Here is a 16,969-nt window from a genome sequence, read left to right as displayed (position 1 = left end):
AGCGCCAACCTTTTTATAATTTATGAAAATCGTAGTAGCCTACTCTGGTGGCCTCGACACTTCTGTTCTCTTGAAGTGGCTCAAGGACAAGTACAACGCTGAAATTATCGCTTACTGTGCCGATGTCGGCCAAGCTGAAGAGCTCGACGGCCTTGAAGCCAAGGCTCTCGCGACAGGAGCTTCCAAATGCTACATTGGTGACCTTAAGGAGGAATTTGCTTCTGACTTCATCTTCCCAATGTTCCAAGGCAACGCTCTCTACGAAGGTCGCTACCTTCTTGGCACCTCCATCGCTCGTCCATGTATCTCTAAAGGCATGGTCGAAGTTGCGATCAAGGAAGGTGCTGACGCTATCGCTCACGGTGCGACAGGCAAAGGCAACGACCAAGTACGTTTCGAGCTTTCTGTAGCAGCACTCGCTCCACACATCAAATGTATCGCACCATGGCGTGACGATGAATTCCGCGAGCAATTCCCAGGCCGCGCTGAAATGATCGCTTACGCTGAAGAAAACAATATTCCGGTTAAAGCATCGATGAAGAAGCCCTACTCCATGGACCGTAACCTCCTTCATATTTCATTCGAAGCGGGCGCTATGGAAGACACTTGGCATGACGCCACTGCTGAAGACGACAAGGACATGTATGTGCTTTCCGTTTCTCCAGAAGACGCACCAGACAAGGCTGAATATGTCCAATTCCTTTTCGAGAAAGGTAACGTTATCGGCCTCAAACACGACGACCTCGATACTATCATCTCCGAGCTTGGTGACATTTCAGCTCAGGGCGAACAAGACGGTTACACCCTATTCACCCCATACGGTGTAATGCGTGTGCTGAACGCTCTCGGTGGCAAGCACGGTATCGGCCGTGTGGACCTCGTAGAAAACCGCTTCGTCGGCATGAAGTCCCGTGGCGTGTACGAAACACCAGGTGGCACCATCCTCCTCGCTGCTCACCAAGACCTCGAGACCCTTACTCTCGACCGTGAAGCTCAAGCTCTCCGCGATAGCCTCATTCCTAAGTACGCTCAGCTTATTTACAACGGTTTCTGGTACGCACCTGAACGCGAGGCTCTTCAAGACCTCATTACGTCTACTCAGCGTACAGTAAGTGGCGAAGTTCGCCTCAAGCTTTACAAAGGTAACTGCCTCCAAGCTGGACGTCGCTCCCCACTCTCTCTTTACGATGAGGAAGTGGCTTCTATGGAAGGCGCTGAAGAAGGCAAAGAAGAAGCATATAACCAGAACGATGCTTCTGGCTTCATCGCTCTTAATGCTCTCCGCCTCAAGGCAAATGCCCGTCAGCGCGAACTTCTCTAACACCTAAAGTTGTTACCCCTTAAAAAGAAAGCCCTGCGTTCATCGAACGCAGGGCTTTTTTCTTTTTCTAAACTACTTAGAGACTATCGGCGAACACCTCTGTATTCATTATTTTTCCTAGCTGGCTTCCCATTGTCATTACTTGGAGGAAGCTGAATGACGCGCGGCTCAGGTAAATACCAAGGACGCTCCATCACAGCACGAGAAACACCTTCCTGCTCATCTGGATCACCATACTTTGGAGGAAGGATACTCGCTTTCGTTTGAATATCTTTCGCTAACTGAGACTTTTCAGCATTCAAACTCTGAAGCTCCATCAGTGATGCTCTGTCACTCACAATTCTTGGCTGAATGAAGATGAGCAATTCTTCACGCACTATATCCTCTTGGATCGTCGAAAATAAACGTTTCAAACCTGGAATATGCATGAGTATAGGAATTCCACTCTCACTTGACTCGCTTCGTTCCGTAATCAACCCACCTAGTACAATAGTCTCGCCATTCGGCACGGTGACTGTTGTCTTAATCTCTTCCTGACCAATTCGAGGAATCGAGTTCCCATCAATAATATCTTCACCTATAATATTTTTGTTCGTGAAGGCAATCTGCAGAGTCACCTCGTTCGCAGAGTTGACTAGTGGAATTACTTCTAATTCGAGCAAGACATCTCGATACCCAATATTGGTCGACTGCGTACTATTGTCACCAGTTCCTCCTGCAGTAAAGGTATTCGTCGGCACAGCTACCTGCTGGCCTGAATTGAGGGTCGCCACCTTATTATTCGTAGTAAACACAGTCGGACGCGCCATCAAATGAAACTTCCCGCTATCCTCCATCGCTCGCAAAGTAGCAGTGAAGTGTTTCCCTATCTGACCGTAGAGCGATAGACCTGACACTCCACTAGCAAACTGGCCAATATCCGTGAGTGTTGTCGGATCCACAAGTATAGGGTAGCCAGTATTATTCTGACCAGCAAAGCCACTATTTGCACCGCGTGTCTCTTGGTAAGTACGCGCAAAGTCTACCCCGAAATCTAGTGAGTCACCAAGGTTATAACGCCCAAAAATAGCCGTGATTTGTACCTGTTCAGAGGGAACATCCATTGCTTCGATCAAATCCTGCACAACCTTAATAGCCTGTGGCGGACCTTGGATAATTATAGTGTTGTTACTGTTATCTGCCACCAGCAGAGTCTTTCCAATAATCATAGCCTCCGGCCCTTCCTTACGCGTAGTAGGATCTAAGCTAATACCGGTACCGCCACCTACTGACTCATTATTTGTACCAGCGTTACGAACCACCTCGCCACCACGTGTGGTTGTGCCCCCAGCACCAGAGCTTTCTGCCTGAGGTGAAACCTGAGAAATCGCGTTTTCAGCAATCGACATAAAATCAGATACCGATAGGAAATTAAGCTTATGCTTAAAATAGTTTCTCTTAGAGAGTGGTGAATCAAAACCAGAGATCAACCCCTCAGCAACTTCTACATCAATTGGACGACCAATTACAAAGATCCGATTGGTTCGTGCATCTGAAATCACTTGGACTGTACTTGAACTCGTGGAATTTGCCCTCTGTGTATTATTCCCACCACGGTTTGAACCATTGTTGTTACCACCACGATTGTTTCCACCTTGGTTTCCTCCACCATTGTTATTTACTGCCACGGAAATGGTATTCCCCCCACCGGCCGACAATGGTGTATTCTGCTGAGCACTAAACTCCAAAATCCCACGCACACTTTCAGCTGTTTCTTCAGCATCTGCATGCTCAAGATGAAACCATTTTTGCATCGAAAGCTCCTGAGGAATGTCGATACGATCCTTTAGCTGGACGAGAGTCCGAATCAATTGCGAGTTTTCGGTAATCAATAATGCATTAGCATTAGCCACGGGGACAATAGAACCGTGCGGGTCCACTTGAGATACCACTCCGGTAAAAATACTCATAGCCTCTTCAGGCTTGATGTTATCAAAGCTCATCACGTAAGTGACTAATTGCTCATCATCCGGCAGGAGTTCAGCATCCATAATCATTGGATATCCACCAGCCTTGCGCACATTAGGGGCGGGAAGAAGCTTCACTTCATTTGGTCCGGATGGAACAAACACTAAGCCCTCTAAGAAACATGTTTTCACCAATAGAGCCGCAGCTTCTCCATACGTAATAGGCGCCTTTGGTTTAAAACTAATATCCACCCCCATTGCAGCCTTGGAAACAATCACACGCTTACCAGTCCATGTACTATAGAGGTCAGCAATGATGTCACCAGTCATACCTGCAGGAAATTCGAGATTACTCTTCATCGGCGTATCAGGGTTGACCGTATTCTGCCGAATCACTGGTTGATCTGGCTCTGGCGGAGCTGCAGGCGGCGCAGGCACCTGCGCGAGAGCAGCACTAGTCATCGCAGCGAATGCCGAGAATCCTTTGAGTTTGTTGGAAAATTTCATAGTGTGTTCTATTTAACGGGTTTTAGGCACAGGTGGTGCGGTCACAGTGCGTCGCACACGTGGACGGCGACTGCTAGTATCTGAAGATGATGGAGTGGCCGTTGTTGACGGCTTAGTCTGGGTAGTTGGTATGGGAGGTCTAGTCGACTGAGCTGTTTTAGTAACGGGCTTCGCGGTAGCTAGACTCTTTTTAATGTCAGCAGGATTGTAGCCCACTGATTGAGTTCTCCCGCCACTCATTATCTGTACTGTTGATTTGTTATAATCAGACTTATTCTGATTCACCCGGATGAGGCGAAGTCCCTTATCGTTTGCAGCCCCCCCTTCTCTCAGGATAATATTTTGCGTGGGATTCTTGCGATCAACGACAACCACGTACCAGCCATCTTCGAGCGCAGCCATACCGCGGAGAGCCAGCGAACTATTTACGACTACTTCAGGCGCTTTAACCTCAGGCTTTTCAATAATAAATGGTGAGCGCAATAGCAGCGCACTGTATCCATTTATCGAAGGTGACCTGGGGACATCTGCAAAAAGTTGCCCACACAGCACCCAACTAAAGGTAATGAGTATTTGGTGAATTTTCATTAGAGTTCAGCCTCCTTTTCTATCAGCCATTGCTCGGCAGTGAGTGTGCAAGACACTAAGCTGTCATCATTTGAAACAGGTTTGAGCAGGATTTGAGTCACTGCTCTAAACTCCGTTGGTTGATGAATAGCCACTAGCCATTCGTAAATTTGTTCCTCAGAACCATTCGCCGTCACCTCGATTTTCACGCGACGGTAAACTTCGCCTGAATCCTCAAGAGGGATCAACTTCTGATCTTTTGCTGAAATACCGAGCTTACTACTCGAGCTTTCTAAAAACTTAAGCAAGTCACTCTCGGTATTTTCTAGCGTGCTTGGCTCTGGCTCATTCTCTGAGAGCCACTCGACTTCGTCAGCTATCGACGAAGCTGTCTCCGTACTCGAGCGATAACTCGCTGCACGAATACCTAGATCATTTACGGTCTGTTCTTTTTGGCGGTAAGTCGACATATACCACTTAACTCCCAAGATGTGTGCGAAGAGCACTACCACCACGAGAATCATCGTTAACAAGGATTTTTCGCGCTTATTCATTAGTACTCTTCGTAGCCGGCGGGTTTTGCTTTATAAGTGAATCTCCAGAGCTGAGTTTTGGGGTCGCGGATTGCTGGTGGATGTTCCCACTCAAAATCGGCAAACATTTCAGCATTCTTGAGCTTAGGTTTGTAGACATTGAGGTATTGGTTGCCTAAGGCATTCCCTCTCAACTCTATAAAACCATTCTGCACATTCACATTTGTGTAGCGAATGGTCTGTTTAGGCGGCATAGCCATCACACATTCTTTATAAATTTCTAGTGGCCACTTATCAGTCACTACAGGATAGAGCTCGTCCCAAGCCTTGAAGTGTTCACTATTCATCTCCCATGATGGAGCATAGAGTGCCACCTCCTCCTTGAGATCAGATGCTTGCCCATCGAGAGCTAACAACTTCCACGTCAAGACTGCCAAAACAATTAAATAAAGAGCAGCTACTCCGCCCCCGACCATCTTCAGTCGCTTCCGAGACGCCACTTGCTTCCGCCACTCCGTGATTACGGACGGCTCTAGGCTAATCCCTTCAACTGGCATGCGAGGAACCGGCCTATCTTGCTCAGTGAGAATCAATCCAGCATCAACAACTTGAGCCGCTACTTCACTACTCTTTTCACATACCGACCAAAGTATCACCTCCGCAGGCTTAAACTCGATCCCCTTTAGGGATAACTGCGAAAGCGTCAGATGGAGTAACATTGTTAGATCAACGAGCTCTTCGCCTATTGGTTCGGTTAAGAATGGAATTCCATTCCGATAACAGGCCATACACCAGCGATGACGCTCCCGCCAGATGGCGACACAATCTCCACTCACTGACGGTCGATAGTAACGAGCAGAGTAATCGAAAGTATGTTGCCGAAGATCGTTTGCTTCGTTGAGCTCTTCTTCAAGTAGGTAGATAGCGGAGACAAAGGACTCATCATCCGTTTTCTCAACCATGACACAGTCCCAGCCCTGATAGCCTTCAACATCTAGCAACAGCCCAGCATTCTCTAACTCTAACTGAGCGGCTCCACGATAAAGCTCCGGATCCGAGGAGTGCACCAGCACGGGCAGCGTAGCCACACGTGTGATAGAGAAAGCGACACAGCTATCATGCTGTTTATCAGCTTTAGCCAAGGCACCCTCGATCGAGTGATCGTGAACAAACACGTCATCATGTAACTTCCACACTTCCCAACCGTCCTCCTCAGACGGCAGAATCACTGTTTTTTCTACTTTACTCACGCTCTATACGTTTCTCTTGATAGTCTAATATGTTGCCATTAGCGCCTTTACCACTACTAACTGCGGTAACTGCATAGCGATACGTCCCTGAATGCCCAATACTTTCCACCCGAATCACTGAGTCACCAATCGAAAACCGGTCAGCAATGAGTTCACGCCTCTCTGGCGGAGAAAGCATATCATCTAGTGCTTCATTGACATCAGAGAACCGGGCATCGTCTTCAGTGCCCATGATTCCATCATCACCACTGACGAAATTTCTATGTTCTTGAGCAGTCGAAATCTCTACTTCTGCTGCTGCTGCTAACAGCTCAGGCATAGCTTCATGAATATCTAAGCCACCTGAGGTCCACACTGTTAAAAACTCTCTCCACTTGGGCTGCAAACGCTCTAACTCCCAAAAACCTTTAACGAGGGGGAGTTCGTCCAACTCGTAAAAAGGACGGTTAAATGGCCTATCTGAATAACCGCGGTCCTCATAGTACTCACGCTCGGCACCATTCAGGCTCATCAGCTCATCGCCATCCACCCAGTCAACCAATGCATCTACCAATTGATCAGATTGCTTATCTTCCAACCCCCAGTTCTTGAAGAGACTATAGAGCAACTCTGTATCTCCATTCTGGATCACTGTGTTAATATTTAACCGACTAGACTCCGGCTCAATTTTCACCGTATAGCCTTCATCATAACCAGTGTCTTGGCTTTGCAGAAGAGGGTCATCCCGCTCGATGGTTGGATGTATACCCACACTTAACCCTGAGTGCGCTTGTTGCCACGCTCTGAAACTCTGAACTTCTGTAATATTATCATCTACGTCCACTTTGAGTATCGTCAGCGTTACGACTAACACTGCAGATAAAAACGCGACCACCCAGAGAACTGCAATCAATGCGACTCCCGATGGCTGCTTTTGTGAACTAGATAAACAAACTCTCATTACTGATCGTTGAGGTTGTTAATAGTTTGATAAATAGCCTGAATCATTGTGTATGACAGTAGAGCAACCAGCACTGACATTGCTAAAAGAATCAATGGTGAGATCAACCCTAACAAACCTTTAATAAGGATACTTAGCTTCTTATCATAATAGATAGCCGCTCTTGATAGAGCTCTAGAGAGTTTACCCGTACTCTCCCCTACACCGATAAGGTCCACCATATTCGGTGGGAACATATCAGTCTGGCGCATACAACGGGTGAGCCTGTAACCATCCCCTACTTGATCAGAGACCTGCAATAACTTTGCGTGAAAATAACGATTCGTCACTGTTTCTGAAGTCAACTGTAGCCCTTGAACCAAAGGCACTCCATTCTCTAACAAATTACTTAACGTCTGAAGCCACTGCACATAGAGACCGTAGTTAATAACCTTCCCGAAGAGAGGGAGTTTAAGTTTCCACTCATCCCACTTCGCTTTATTTTCTTCGCGTTGGTGCCAGAGTTTCACACCAGCTATCGCAAGGACTATCAATACGATAATGCCGATCCATTGACCTCTGAGCGTATCACCTATCCATGTCGCGATTTTCACTCCGATCGGCATATCAGCCCCGGGCATCCCATCGAGAAGCAGGGTGATTTTAGGTAACAAGTAAAAGATAAACACTAGAGTCACGATCACACAGGCGAGCACCAAGAAAGCTGGGTAAATCAATGCTTGTTGCAAACGCGCACGTAGCTCCACCTGCTCTTTTAGATAAGCACAGTGTTGTTTTAAAATAGTCTGAAGGCTACCAGACGCCTCACCAGCTTTAACGAGATTGCAATAAAGTTGATCAAATGCTGGTGAAATACGGGGTAGAGCTTGGTACATCTGCTCTCCTTCCGTCACCCACTGGCGCAATCGTGAAGATGCCTCCTTGAGCACGCCTGATTCATCACGGTCTTCCATCGACGCCAACGCGGGCTCAAGAGGCAAACCAGCCTCTAACAGCTCACTCAACTCCTCAGTGAATGCGATAATATCTTTTTGCTTCATCACGAGTGGCCCATCAGTGAGCCCCTCGGTCTTCTTCTTTTTACCAGATACTTCCACCTCTTTGATCGAGGCTGGACGCATTCCCAACGACTGTAGATGACGGATCACTTCACCGCGCGCGTTGAACTCCAACTCGCCGGTCTGTTTTTTCCCCGCAGCATCTATTGCCACATATTGAAACGCCTTAGCCATTAATCAAAATCCTCACTAACAGCATGTGCATGTGTGCAAGAAAGCACCTCCTCAATGCTTGTAACGCCCTTCATCACCTTACGCCAACCGTAGTCACGAATACTTTCAAAACCTTCACTTACAGCCTGCTTCAAGATCTGATTTTCATCAGCACCTTTCGCAATCATATTTTGAATAGGATCAGAAATACGGCAAATTTCATAAATTGCCGAGCGCCCCTGATACCCTTTATGACGACATTCTGGACAGCCCACAGCGTGATACGGTTGCCCGTGCTGAGAAATCTCATCAGGAATCCCTAACTCACGAGCTCGCTCAATGGACCAATCGGGGACAGGTTCGGCACAATGCTTGCATAGCTTCCTTACGAGTCGCTGCGCTAAAAAGGCGCGAACAGAAGCTGAGATCAAAAATGGCTCAATGTCCATATCGAGCAAACGGCTAATGCCACCGATCGCGGTGTTCGTATGCAGAGTGGAAAACACCAAGTGACCAGTAAGCGATGCCCGGATAGCGATCTCGGCAGTCTCAGTATCACGAATCTCACCAATCATCACATTATTTGGATCCGCACGAAGAATAGAGCGTAAGCCTTTCGCGAATGTCAACCCAACCTCTGGACGCACGGCAATCTGCACAATACCAGGAAGCTTATTCTCAACCGGATCCTCAATAGTAACTGTGCGAGTCTCTGGTTTATTTAAATGATCGAGAAAACAATAAAGGCTTGTTGATTTACCAGAACCCGTAGGGCCAGTCGCCAAGATCACTCCATGGGAAAGCGCTAATACTTCATGAATAGCCTTCTTCACTGAGTCTTCTAGATCTAAGGCGTTCAGATCAAATTTTTCTTGATTGAGCAAACGTAGGCTCACCGTTTCACCCTCCACAGAGGGAATCGAAGCCACACGCACATCGATACTCTTACCTTTATTCCGAAGGTGAATACGACCATCTTGCGGCAATCGGCGCTCAGCCACATCTAAGCGAGACATGATTTTGAGACGTGCGACCACAGAAGACTGGAGAGCATTAATCCGATCCGGAACGGGCACATCTAACAATTGACCATCAACACGGTAGCGGATGCGCAGTATGTCAGCCTGTGGCTCTATATGGATATCTGTCGCCTTCTGAAGGAGTGCTTCCCTTAAAATTTGATTCACAAAACGCAGTACAGACGCTTCGTCTGATTCATCATCATCCAGAACGGATGCCTCATCTTTATCAGCGAGTTGATCTGCATTGATGTCGCGACCTGCGAGAATTTTTTCAAAAGTGTCAGCACCCACACCGTAAATAGCACTCAAGCTATTGCGCACATGTCGACGCTCGGCCAGCATCCATTTTATTGTCATTGGCAGCTTCCGAGTTAGAGCCTGACGCACGTCCATTTTATAAGGATCGTAGCAAGCAACGGTGAGCACTTTTCCATCTAACTTCAAGGGCACCACTTGATACCGGATCGCTAAAGCAGCTCCAAGCACACTCTTCAGTTCACTTACCTCTTCAGCCTCAATCTCACCAGAAAGCAAAGGCATACGCACGAGCTCTGCTAAACCTTTGTAGAACTCTTCCTCAGTAACCAAGCCAGCATCGATCAAGGCATCGATCAAGGGGAGTTGGAGCTGAGTTGCACTGTCCACCACTTCTTCAATGGCCTCAACATCTGCCTGACTAGAGGCACAGGCGAGGTCGTGCAATTGTTGCACAATGGGACTTCTTTCAGTGGTTTTACTCATAAATTTAGGTTTGAGAACGATTCACTCGTGACTTTAACCGCGCAAAGTCACCAATGGTGCAAACTAATTAGCGAAAGTTTGTCAGACTTCAAGAAGGGATTATTATCACTGTAACTTAATGAACTCTGGCGGAGTCGCGTATTTGACAAAGCGCAAAACTTCGCGTAGTCAACTAAGTCATGAAAATCGTAGCTCATTCAGCACACCGACAGTCACTCCGCTCCGCGAGAGGTTTCACCCTTTTGGAAATGGTCATGGTCATGGCGATCATCGCGGTGCTCGCTGGTGGTGTCATCGGCTTACTTGGCAACTTTGGTGAAGGCGCTAAGATTCAGCGTGCTGAAACAGATATTCAGACAGTCAATGCAGCCTTGATGAACTACAATACGCTCGCAGGCCGCTACCCTACTTCTGAACAAGGTATTGAGGCTCTAGTATCTAAGCCAACTACGGCACCTAAACCGAGACGCTACCCATCCAAACCATTCTTAAAAGCCATCCCAATGGATCCATGGGGCAACCCTTACGCATACAAGATGCCGGGCTCACAAGACCCTACTACATATGAAGTTCTGAGCTACGGAGCGGATGGAAAACCCGGGGGTGATGATGACATTAGTTCACAAGACCCGCTTCAATAGTTTACCGTCTCCGCGTCGCGGATTCACGCTCTTAGAGATAGTCGTCACTATGATGATTATCTCTGTTTTATTGGGTTCGGCAGCTCTTTTTTTTGTAGGCTCCAGCGATGAAGATGTCGAAAATCTGTCGCGCGACACTCAGCGACTCGCGAAAAAAACCATGCGCTCAGCCAGAGACGAACAGCGCGCCTACTCACTCTTCATCTCGCCAAAATCCATCTGGTCTGAGCCTGAAATGATTGACCTTGAGTATGTTGAATCTCGTCCAAATGAAATTCAAATCGATGAGGACATTACTGTCTCATACCTACTTGATGAAGAATCAGGATGGCAAAGGGTCTCAACAAATGACACGCCATTCGTCTGGAGTTTTTCGCAAACAGGCTTATGCGAACCGATTAGCCTACGATTCGAAAACGATGTAGCGGTAGACGAAGTCACATTTCACCCACTCACAGCGGGCAAACTAATTGATGAAAACTAACAGCCATAACCGAAAGGGTTTCATGCTGATGGAAGCGCTCATAGCTTTCAGTATATTTGGTATCGCTGCCACGGGCATCATCATAGCACTCCACCGCACAGCCGAGCTGAGCCAAACAGTAATCCACGAACAATGGGTTACCCAAGAAGCACACAATCTGCTTACAGAAATCATCACAGCCCCAAATACAGGCACTGACTTCGCTCGTGTCGAGTCCATCACTATAGATGGCAGCACAGAGGCCCTTATTTCTATTGAGCCAATAGAAGACCTCTCTAACCTAGATGAAGAGCTTCTCGAGAACCTTTACCGAGTAAGTGTCACCATTTATTGGGATGACAATGGCACCCCAGCGGAAGAAACCTTTACTATAGTCCACCTCGACGGGATGTTTAATAACGGCAGATAGATGAAGCTCACTACCAAACAAACAAGAGGTTTCACCTTACTTGAAACAATCCTCGCCATGGCCATTCTAGCGACGATCATGTCCGTCATTTTTGCGATCACACATAGCTCGATCGGCCTCAGTCAAACCATCATAGCTGTGCAAGCTCAGAGTCGCGAACAAGCAGCACTACGAAATTTCCTCAGAGAAGTACTGACTAACATCCCTTCAGAAGCCCGTATCACTCTCGCTGAAAATGATTTTCAGTTGATGAGCTTGATGATTGAAAACCCTAACACGGAATTCCCTGCCAATGGCCGACAGCAAGTGGCCAAGCAGCTCTGGTTAAGTGGAGGCAAAGACCGTGACGGTCTCATCAGCTTAATCGTAGAAATGTCAAATCAGCTGGAAGGCGAAACCAGCTCTATAGAGCCAGTCAACTTCCAAGCCGAACTCATAGGCCAGCTCGCCAACATTCGCTGGGACTTCTATAACCCAGCTCGAGACGAGTGGAGTCCTGAGTGGACGCCTGAGATGGGCAGACCAACCCAAGTGAAATTTTTCTACAGCTTCCCTGACTACCCTGAAGAGCACATGCTCTATTTCTGGATCCCAAATCGCACTCCTCCAATTCAGTCTGCAAATAATGGTAATCAAGAACAAGGTAACGATGTAAATCAACCACGCCAATAATTGGAGTGGTCCCGTCTAAGCGAAGTGCAAAGGAATACTTAAGCTCCATTTTGGCACTCTATTAAAGCCATTGTAACACTTCTCGAATCGCTACTTCATGAGATAATAACAGATCGGTAAGCGCTGTTATTAAGCGGCCTTAAATGCCTTACTCAGGAGACCTTTGACTCTGACACACAAATATGCTCTAACGTACTAATGGCTAATGACTTTCAGACCACCCAACCATAAGCTAGCTAAACGTTTTAATTCTATGAAACGGCACTCCTCCCCCCAATGTGCTTTTGTGATTTATAATCCCTTCTGTAAAATCTCCTGGGTGCGCTCATTTTACTGAGCCTCCGATGTAGCAACGCGTAAAAGTTGTTTATTCATATTATATGTTGTTTGTAAAAGCATGGCCCCACTGCCCCGGCAGCGTGGTTCATTTTTCACAAATGTGGTCTACTTGTTGTCCATCAATACTATTTGAGCGGCTTAACTATAACACGAAAACCCGACTCCACACTAGGTGAAGTCGGGTTAATAATTTTCAGGATCTAGCTGGAACGATTAGTTCGCCTCAGCAATATCTTCAGAATCTTCAGTTGATTCTACTACTGGTACTGGTTCCTCTACAGTGAACTCAAAACGTGAGCTCTTGTGAGTGTGGAAGCCTGTACCTGCAGGGATGAGGTGACCCATGATGACATTTTCCTTAAAGCCTTGGAGCGTATCTACGCGGCCAAGTGTCGCAGCTTCTGTAAGAACACGTGTGGTGTCCTGGAAGGATGCGGCAGAGATGAAGGAATCAGTCTCAAGAGATGCCTTAGTGATGCCGAGAAGAACTGCTTCGCCTTCTGCTGGCTTACCACCTTGTGCAACCACTTGACGGTTCGCACGGTTGAACGTAGTACGATCCACCTGGTCTCCCCAAAGGAAATCAGAGTCACCTACTTCAGTGATCTTCACCTTACGTAGCATCTGACGGATGATGATTTCAATGTGCTTGTCATTGATCTCAACACCTTGGACTCGGTAAACTTCCTGAACCTCATTAACGAGGTGTTCTTGGAGTTCCTGAGCACCACATGCTTCGAGAAGATCTTCTGGAGCTACTGGGCCTTCAGTGATCTGGTCACCAGCTTTCAAGACGTCACCTTCTACAACAATAACATGTTTACTCATTGGGACAAGGTGGTCAGCTGACTCACCAGTCTCAAGATTAGACACAATCACCTTCTTCTTACCGCGAACGTTTGGACCGAAGGAAACTTCACCGTCGAGCTTAGAGATCGTACAAGCTTCTTTCGGACGACGAGCTTCGAAAAGCTCAGCAATACGAGGAAGACCACCAGTAATATCCTTGGTTTTTTCAGCCTTACGTGGAGTACGTGCAAGCTGAGTACCACCGCCGACTAACACACCTTCTTTTACAGAAAGGTGAGCGCCAACTGGAATTGGGTAGGATGCGAGAACTTCAGAAGTTGCATCGTCCACAATCACTACGGATGGGTGGAGATCTTCCTTGTGCTCAGTAATAACCATTCCCTTCTTACCAGTTTCCTTATCAGTCTCGTTAGCAACAGTAATACCAGTGATCATGTCACGGAATTCAATTTTACCAGCCTTCTCTGTAAGAATAGGTACGTTATATGGATCCCAAGTAACGAAGATTGCACCCTTCTTAACTGGGTCACCATCTTGGACTGAGATAACGGAACCGATAATCACATTGTGATCTTCGACTTCAAGACCGCTCTTGTCCTGGATAGATACGGAACCCTTCTTATTAAGAACAACATAGTTACCATCTGCATCTTTAACTGTACGTAGGTCCTTGTAGACAATAGTACCGCCAGACTTAGCTTTGATTTCTGGTTGTTTGAAGGACGCTGTAGCAACACCACCTACGTGGAACGTACGCATTGTAAGCTGTGTACCTGGCTCACCAATAGACTGAGCTGCAATGATACCAACTGCTTCACCAGCTTGACCAATCTTGCCACTAGCAAGGTTGAGACCGTAACAGTGTGCACAACAACCGCGCTCCGCTTCACAAGTAAGTACAGAACGAATTTTCAGTGTTTGACGACCAATATTCTCGATTCTGTTTGCCTGCTCTTCGTTGATGATGTCGTTCACGTGTACGATCACTTCACTAGTAACTGGATCCTTCACTTCTTCACAAGAAGTACGACCGTAAATACGCATTGGAAGTGTTGCCACTTCTTCGTCGCCGTCATAGATCGGAGATACTGTAATACCATTTACAGTGCCACAGTCGCTTTCGTTGATGATCACGTCCTGTGATACGTCAACAAGCTTACGAGTCATGTAACCGGAGTCAGCTGTCTTAAGTGCTGTATCGGCAAGACCTTTACGCGCACCGTGAGTAGAAATGAAGTACTCGAGTACTGAAAGACCTTCACGGAAGTTAGAGGTAATTGGGCGTTCGATAATCTCACCAGATGGCTTAGCCATCAAACCACGCATACCTGCAAGCTGCTTAATCTGTGCTTTGTTACCACGAGCACCAGAGTCAACCATCATGAAGAGCGGGTTCGGGAGATAATCACCACCCTTGTGCTCCATCTGACGATAAACCGCATTCGCGATGTTGTCCGTAGCATGTGTCCAGATATCAACAACCTTCTGATAACGTTCATTGTTCGTGATGACACCGTTGCGGTAGAGCTTGTCTACTTTATCGATACCTTCATACGCCTTCTTAAGTTCAGCTGGCTTCTCTTTCGGAATCACCATGTCAACAAGACCAATGGATGTACCAGAGCGAGTAGCTTCGGTGAAACCAAGTGTCTTAAGGCTATCTAGTGCGAACACTGTGCCGTTCTTACCAGCTACCTGATAACAGCGCCAAATGATGTCACCGATCTGCTTCTTACCAACATTGAAGTTGATGAAACCGACGCCTTCAGGCCAAATCTCATTGAAGCGCACACGACCAGGTGTGGTTTCGATGATCTTCAACTCTGGATCACCGTATACAGACTTCTTACCGAAATCTGGGTTACGGAGGCGGATGAGATCGTGATAGCGAAGCTTACGGGAAGCGATTGCGAATTCGACTTCAGTAGTATTCTCGAAGAGTGGGAAGTGAACTTCCTTATTCGCTTCTACTTCAACAGCAGTACGCTTACGGCTGTATGTGAGGTAGTAGTTACCAAGAATAATATCCTGCGAAGGAGTAGTGATCGGCTTACCAGAAGAAGGTGAGAAGATGTTATTAGTCGCTAGTAGCAACTGACGACACTCCAACTGCGCTTCAATAGAAAGCGGCACGTGAACAGCCATTTGGTCACCATCAAAGTCAGCGTTGTAAGCTGTACATACGAGTGGGTGAACACGAATCGCAGAACCTTCAATAAGCACAGGCTCGAATGCCTGGATAGAAAGTCTGTGAAGAGTTGGCGCACGGTTAAGCATCACTGGATGCCCTTTCGTTACTTCAGCAAGGATGTCCCAAACTTCAGTCGTCTTACGATCGATCATTTTCTTCGCAGAACGGACTGTGTGACAGTAACCAAGTTCTTTAAGGCGACGAATAATGAATGGTTCGAAGAGCGTGAGTGCCATCTTCTTAGGAAGACCACACTGACCAAGAGTAAGCTCAGGACCAACAACGATCACAGAACGACCGGAGTAATCAACACGCTTACCAAGAAGGTTCTGACGGAAACGTCCACCCTTACCCTTGAGCATGTCAGAGAGGGATTTGAGAGCACGGTTACCAGCACCTGTTACAGCACGACCATGACGACCGTTATCGAAGAGTGCATCAACAGCTTCCTGTAGCATGCGCTTTTCGTTACGAATGATAACCTCTGGAGTCTTCAGTTGAAGGAGGTTCATCAAACGGTTATTACGGTTGATTACACGACGGTATAGATCGTTAAGATCAGATGTCGCGAAACGTCCACCTTCGAGTGGCACCAACGGACGAAGGTCCGGTGGAATCACTGGAAGAACGCTCATGATCATCCACTCAGGACGAGTCTTAGAGGTAAGGAAGCCTTGTGTAAGCTTAAGACGCTTAGCTAGCTTCTTCATCGTCTGCTTGGAACGTGTGTTCTCCATGTCTTCCTGCAGTTGCTCAGTGAGCTCAGCAAGTTTACACTGAGAAAGAAGGTCTTGAAGAGCTTCAGCACCCATTGCAGCACGGAATGATTCCTCACCGTAGTCGTCTTCTGCATCACGAAGCTCGATCTCTGTCAGAAGCTGACCGCGCTCGAGTGGTGTGTCACCAGGCTCAGTTACGATGAAGTCTTCGTAGTAGATTACGCGCTCAAGGTGACGTGCGGACATGTCAAGCATGAGACCGATACGGGATGGCATACACTTGTAGAACCAGATATGCGTTACTGGTACAGCAAGTTCGATATGACCCATACGCTCACGACGAACGCGAGAAAGAGTCACCTCAACACCACAGCGGTCACAGACTACGCCTTTATGCTTGATGCGTTTGTACTTACCACAAGCACATTCCCAGTCACGTGTAGGACCGAAAATACGTTCACAGAAGAGACCGCCTTTTTCAGGTTTGAAAGTACGGTAGTTAATCGTTTCAGGATTCTTCACCTCACCCTTAGACCAACCACGGATGATTTCCGGGTTAGCAACAGTGATAGCGACATGATCGAAGGAATCTGGCTTTTCATCGACACCGAAAAGCTCGCGCAGATTTGTTTCAACACTCATATTATAAAGTAAATCGTTTTTAGT

General features: G+C 47.1%; 13 protein-coding genes. 5 read left to right on the top strand and 8 right to left on the bottom strand.

Annotated features, from left to right (window positions below):
* Window positions 1-22: 22 nt before the first annotated feature.
* A complete protein-coding gene (locus ACSHX2_RS01380; RefSeq protein WP_435689848.1) occupies window positions 23-1,321 on the top strand; it encodes an argininosuccinate synthase in 1,299 nt (432 codons plus the stop codon).
* Window positions 1,322-1,404: 83 nt separating this feature from the next.
* On the opposite strand, the gene ACSHX2_RS01375 is transcribed toward ACSHX2_RS01380, so the two are convergent.
* From ACSHX2_RS01375 to ACSHX2_RS01345, 7 genes are read right to left on the bottom strand one after another with little or no spacing between them, the layout of a single operon-like run.
* Window positions 1,405-3,774 (bottom strand): secretin N-terminal domain-containing protein, encoded by a 2,370-nt coding sequence (locus tag ACSHX2_RS01375; RefSeq protein WP_435689846.1) that lies wholly within the window; start codon window positions 3,772-3,774, stop codon window positions 1,405-1,407.
* 12 nt (window positions 3,775-3,786) lie between these two features.
* Window positions 3,787-4,362, bottom strand: a complete 576-nt coding sequence (locus ACSHX2_RS01370; RefSeq protein ID WP_435689844.1) for a hypothetical protein — start codon at window positions 4,360-4,362, stop codon at window positions 3,787-3,789.
* The gene (locus ACSHX2_RS01365) at window positions 4,362-4,895 is read right to left on the bottom strand and encodes a hypothetical protein (RefSeq protein ID WP_435689842.1); all 534 of its coding nucleotides are present in this window, start codon (window positions 4,893-4,895) and stop codon (window positions 4,362-4,364) included. Before ACSHX2_RS01365 ends, ACSHX2_RS01370 begins: the two co-directional genes overlap by 1 nt.
* Window positions 4,895-6,124 carry a hypothetical protein gene (locus ACSHX2_RS01360; RefSeq protein ID WP_435689840.1) on the bottom strand — a complete coding sequence of 410 codons (1,230 nt, stop codon included), beginning with the start codon at window positions 6,122-6,124 and terminating at the stop codon, window positions 4,895-4,897. The genes ACSHX2_RS01365 and ACSHX2_RS01360 overlap by 1 nt, the downstream gene beginning before the upstream one ends.
* Window positions 6,117-7,064, bottom strand: coding sequence for a general secretion pathway protein GspK (locus tag ACSHX2_RS01355; RefSeq protein ID WP_435689838.1), 948 nt, complete (start codon window positions 7,062-7,064; stop codon window positions 6,117-6,119). The genes ACSHX2_RS01360 and ACSHX2_RS01355 overlap by 8 nt, the downstream gene beginning before the upstream one ends.
* Window positions 7,064-8,296, bottom strand: coding sequence for a type II secretion system F family protein (locus tag ACSHX2_RS01350; RefSeq protein WP_435689836.1), 1,233 nt, complete (start codon window positions 8,294-8,296; stop codon window positions 7,064-7,066). Before ACSHX2_RS01350 ends, ACSHX2_RS01355 begins: the two co-directional genes overlap by 1 nt.
* A complete protein-coding gene (locus ACSHX2_RS01345) occupies window positions 8,296-10,038 on the bottom strand; it encodes a GspE/PulE family protein (protein ID WP_435689834.1) in 1,743 nt (580 codons plus the stop codon). Before ACSHX2_RS01345 ends, ACSHX2_RS01350 begins: the two co-directional genes overlap by 1 nt.
* Window positions 10,039-10,217: 179 nt before the next feature.
* Between ACSHX2_RS01345 and gspG the strand changes: the two genes are divergently transcribed.
* The 4 genes from gspG to ACSHX2_RS01325 are packed head-to-tail and all read left to right on the top strand — an operon-like array spanning window position 10,218 to window position 12,244.
* Window positions 10,218-10,679 (top strand): type II secretion system major pseudopilin GspG, encoded by a 462-nt coding sequence (gspG, locus tag ACSHX2_RS01340; RefSeq protein WP_435689832.1) that lies wholly within the window; start codon window positions 10,218-10,220, stop codon window positions 10,677-10,679.
* The gene (locus ACSHX2_RS01335) at window positions 10,627-11,163 is read left to right on the top strand and encodes a type II secretion system protein (RefSeq protein WP_435689830.1); all 537 of its coding nucleotides are present in this window, start codon (window positions 10,627-10,629) and stop codon (window positions 11,161-11,163) included. Before gspG ends, ACSHX2_RS01335 begins: the two co-directional genes overlap by 53 nt.
* The gene (locus ACSHX2_RS01330) at window positions 11,153-11,572 is read left to right on the top strand and encodes a type IV pilus modification PilV family protein (RefSeq protein ID WP_435689828.1); all 420 of its coding nucleotides are present in this window, start codon (window positions 11,153-11,155) and stop codon (window positions 11,570-11,572) included. The genes ACSHX2_RS01335 and ACSHX2_RS01330 overlap by 11 nt, the downstream gene beginning before the upstream one ends.
* Window positions 11,573-12,244 (top strand): prepilin-type N-terminal cleavage/methylation domain-containing protein, encoded by a 672-nt coding sequence (locus ACSHX2_RS01325; protein WP_435689826.1) that lies wholly within the window; start codon window positions 11,573-11,575, stop codon window positions 12,242-12,244.
* Between the two features lie 552 nt (window positions 12,245-12,796).
* Here the strand turns inward: ACSHX2_RS01325 and rpoC are convergent.
* Window positions 12,797-16,945: a DNA-directed RNA polymerase subunit beta' gene (rpoC, locus tag ACSHX2_RS01320; protein WP_435689824.1), complete on the bottom strand. Its 4,149-nt coding sequence runs from the start codon at window positions 16,943-16,945 to the stop codon at window positions 12,797-12,799.
* Window positions 16,946-16,969 lie beyond the last annotated feature (24 nt).

Source organism: Rubritalea sp., assembly GCF_051252225.1.
In the GTDB taxonomy this organism is placed as follows: Bacteria; Verrucomicrobiota; Verrucomicrobiia; order Verrucomicrobiales; family Akkermansiaceae; genus Rubritalea.
The sequence above is the reverse complement of the archived record's forward strand: the minus strand, read 5'-3'. Positions and strand labels throughout refer to the sequence as shown.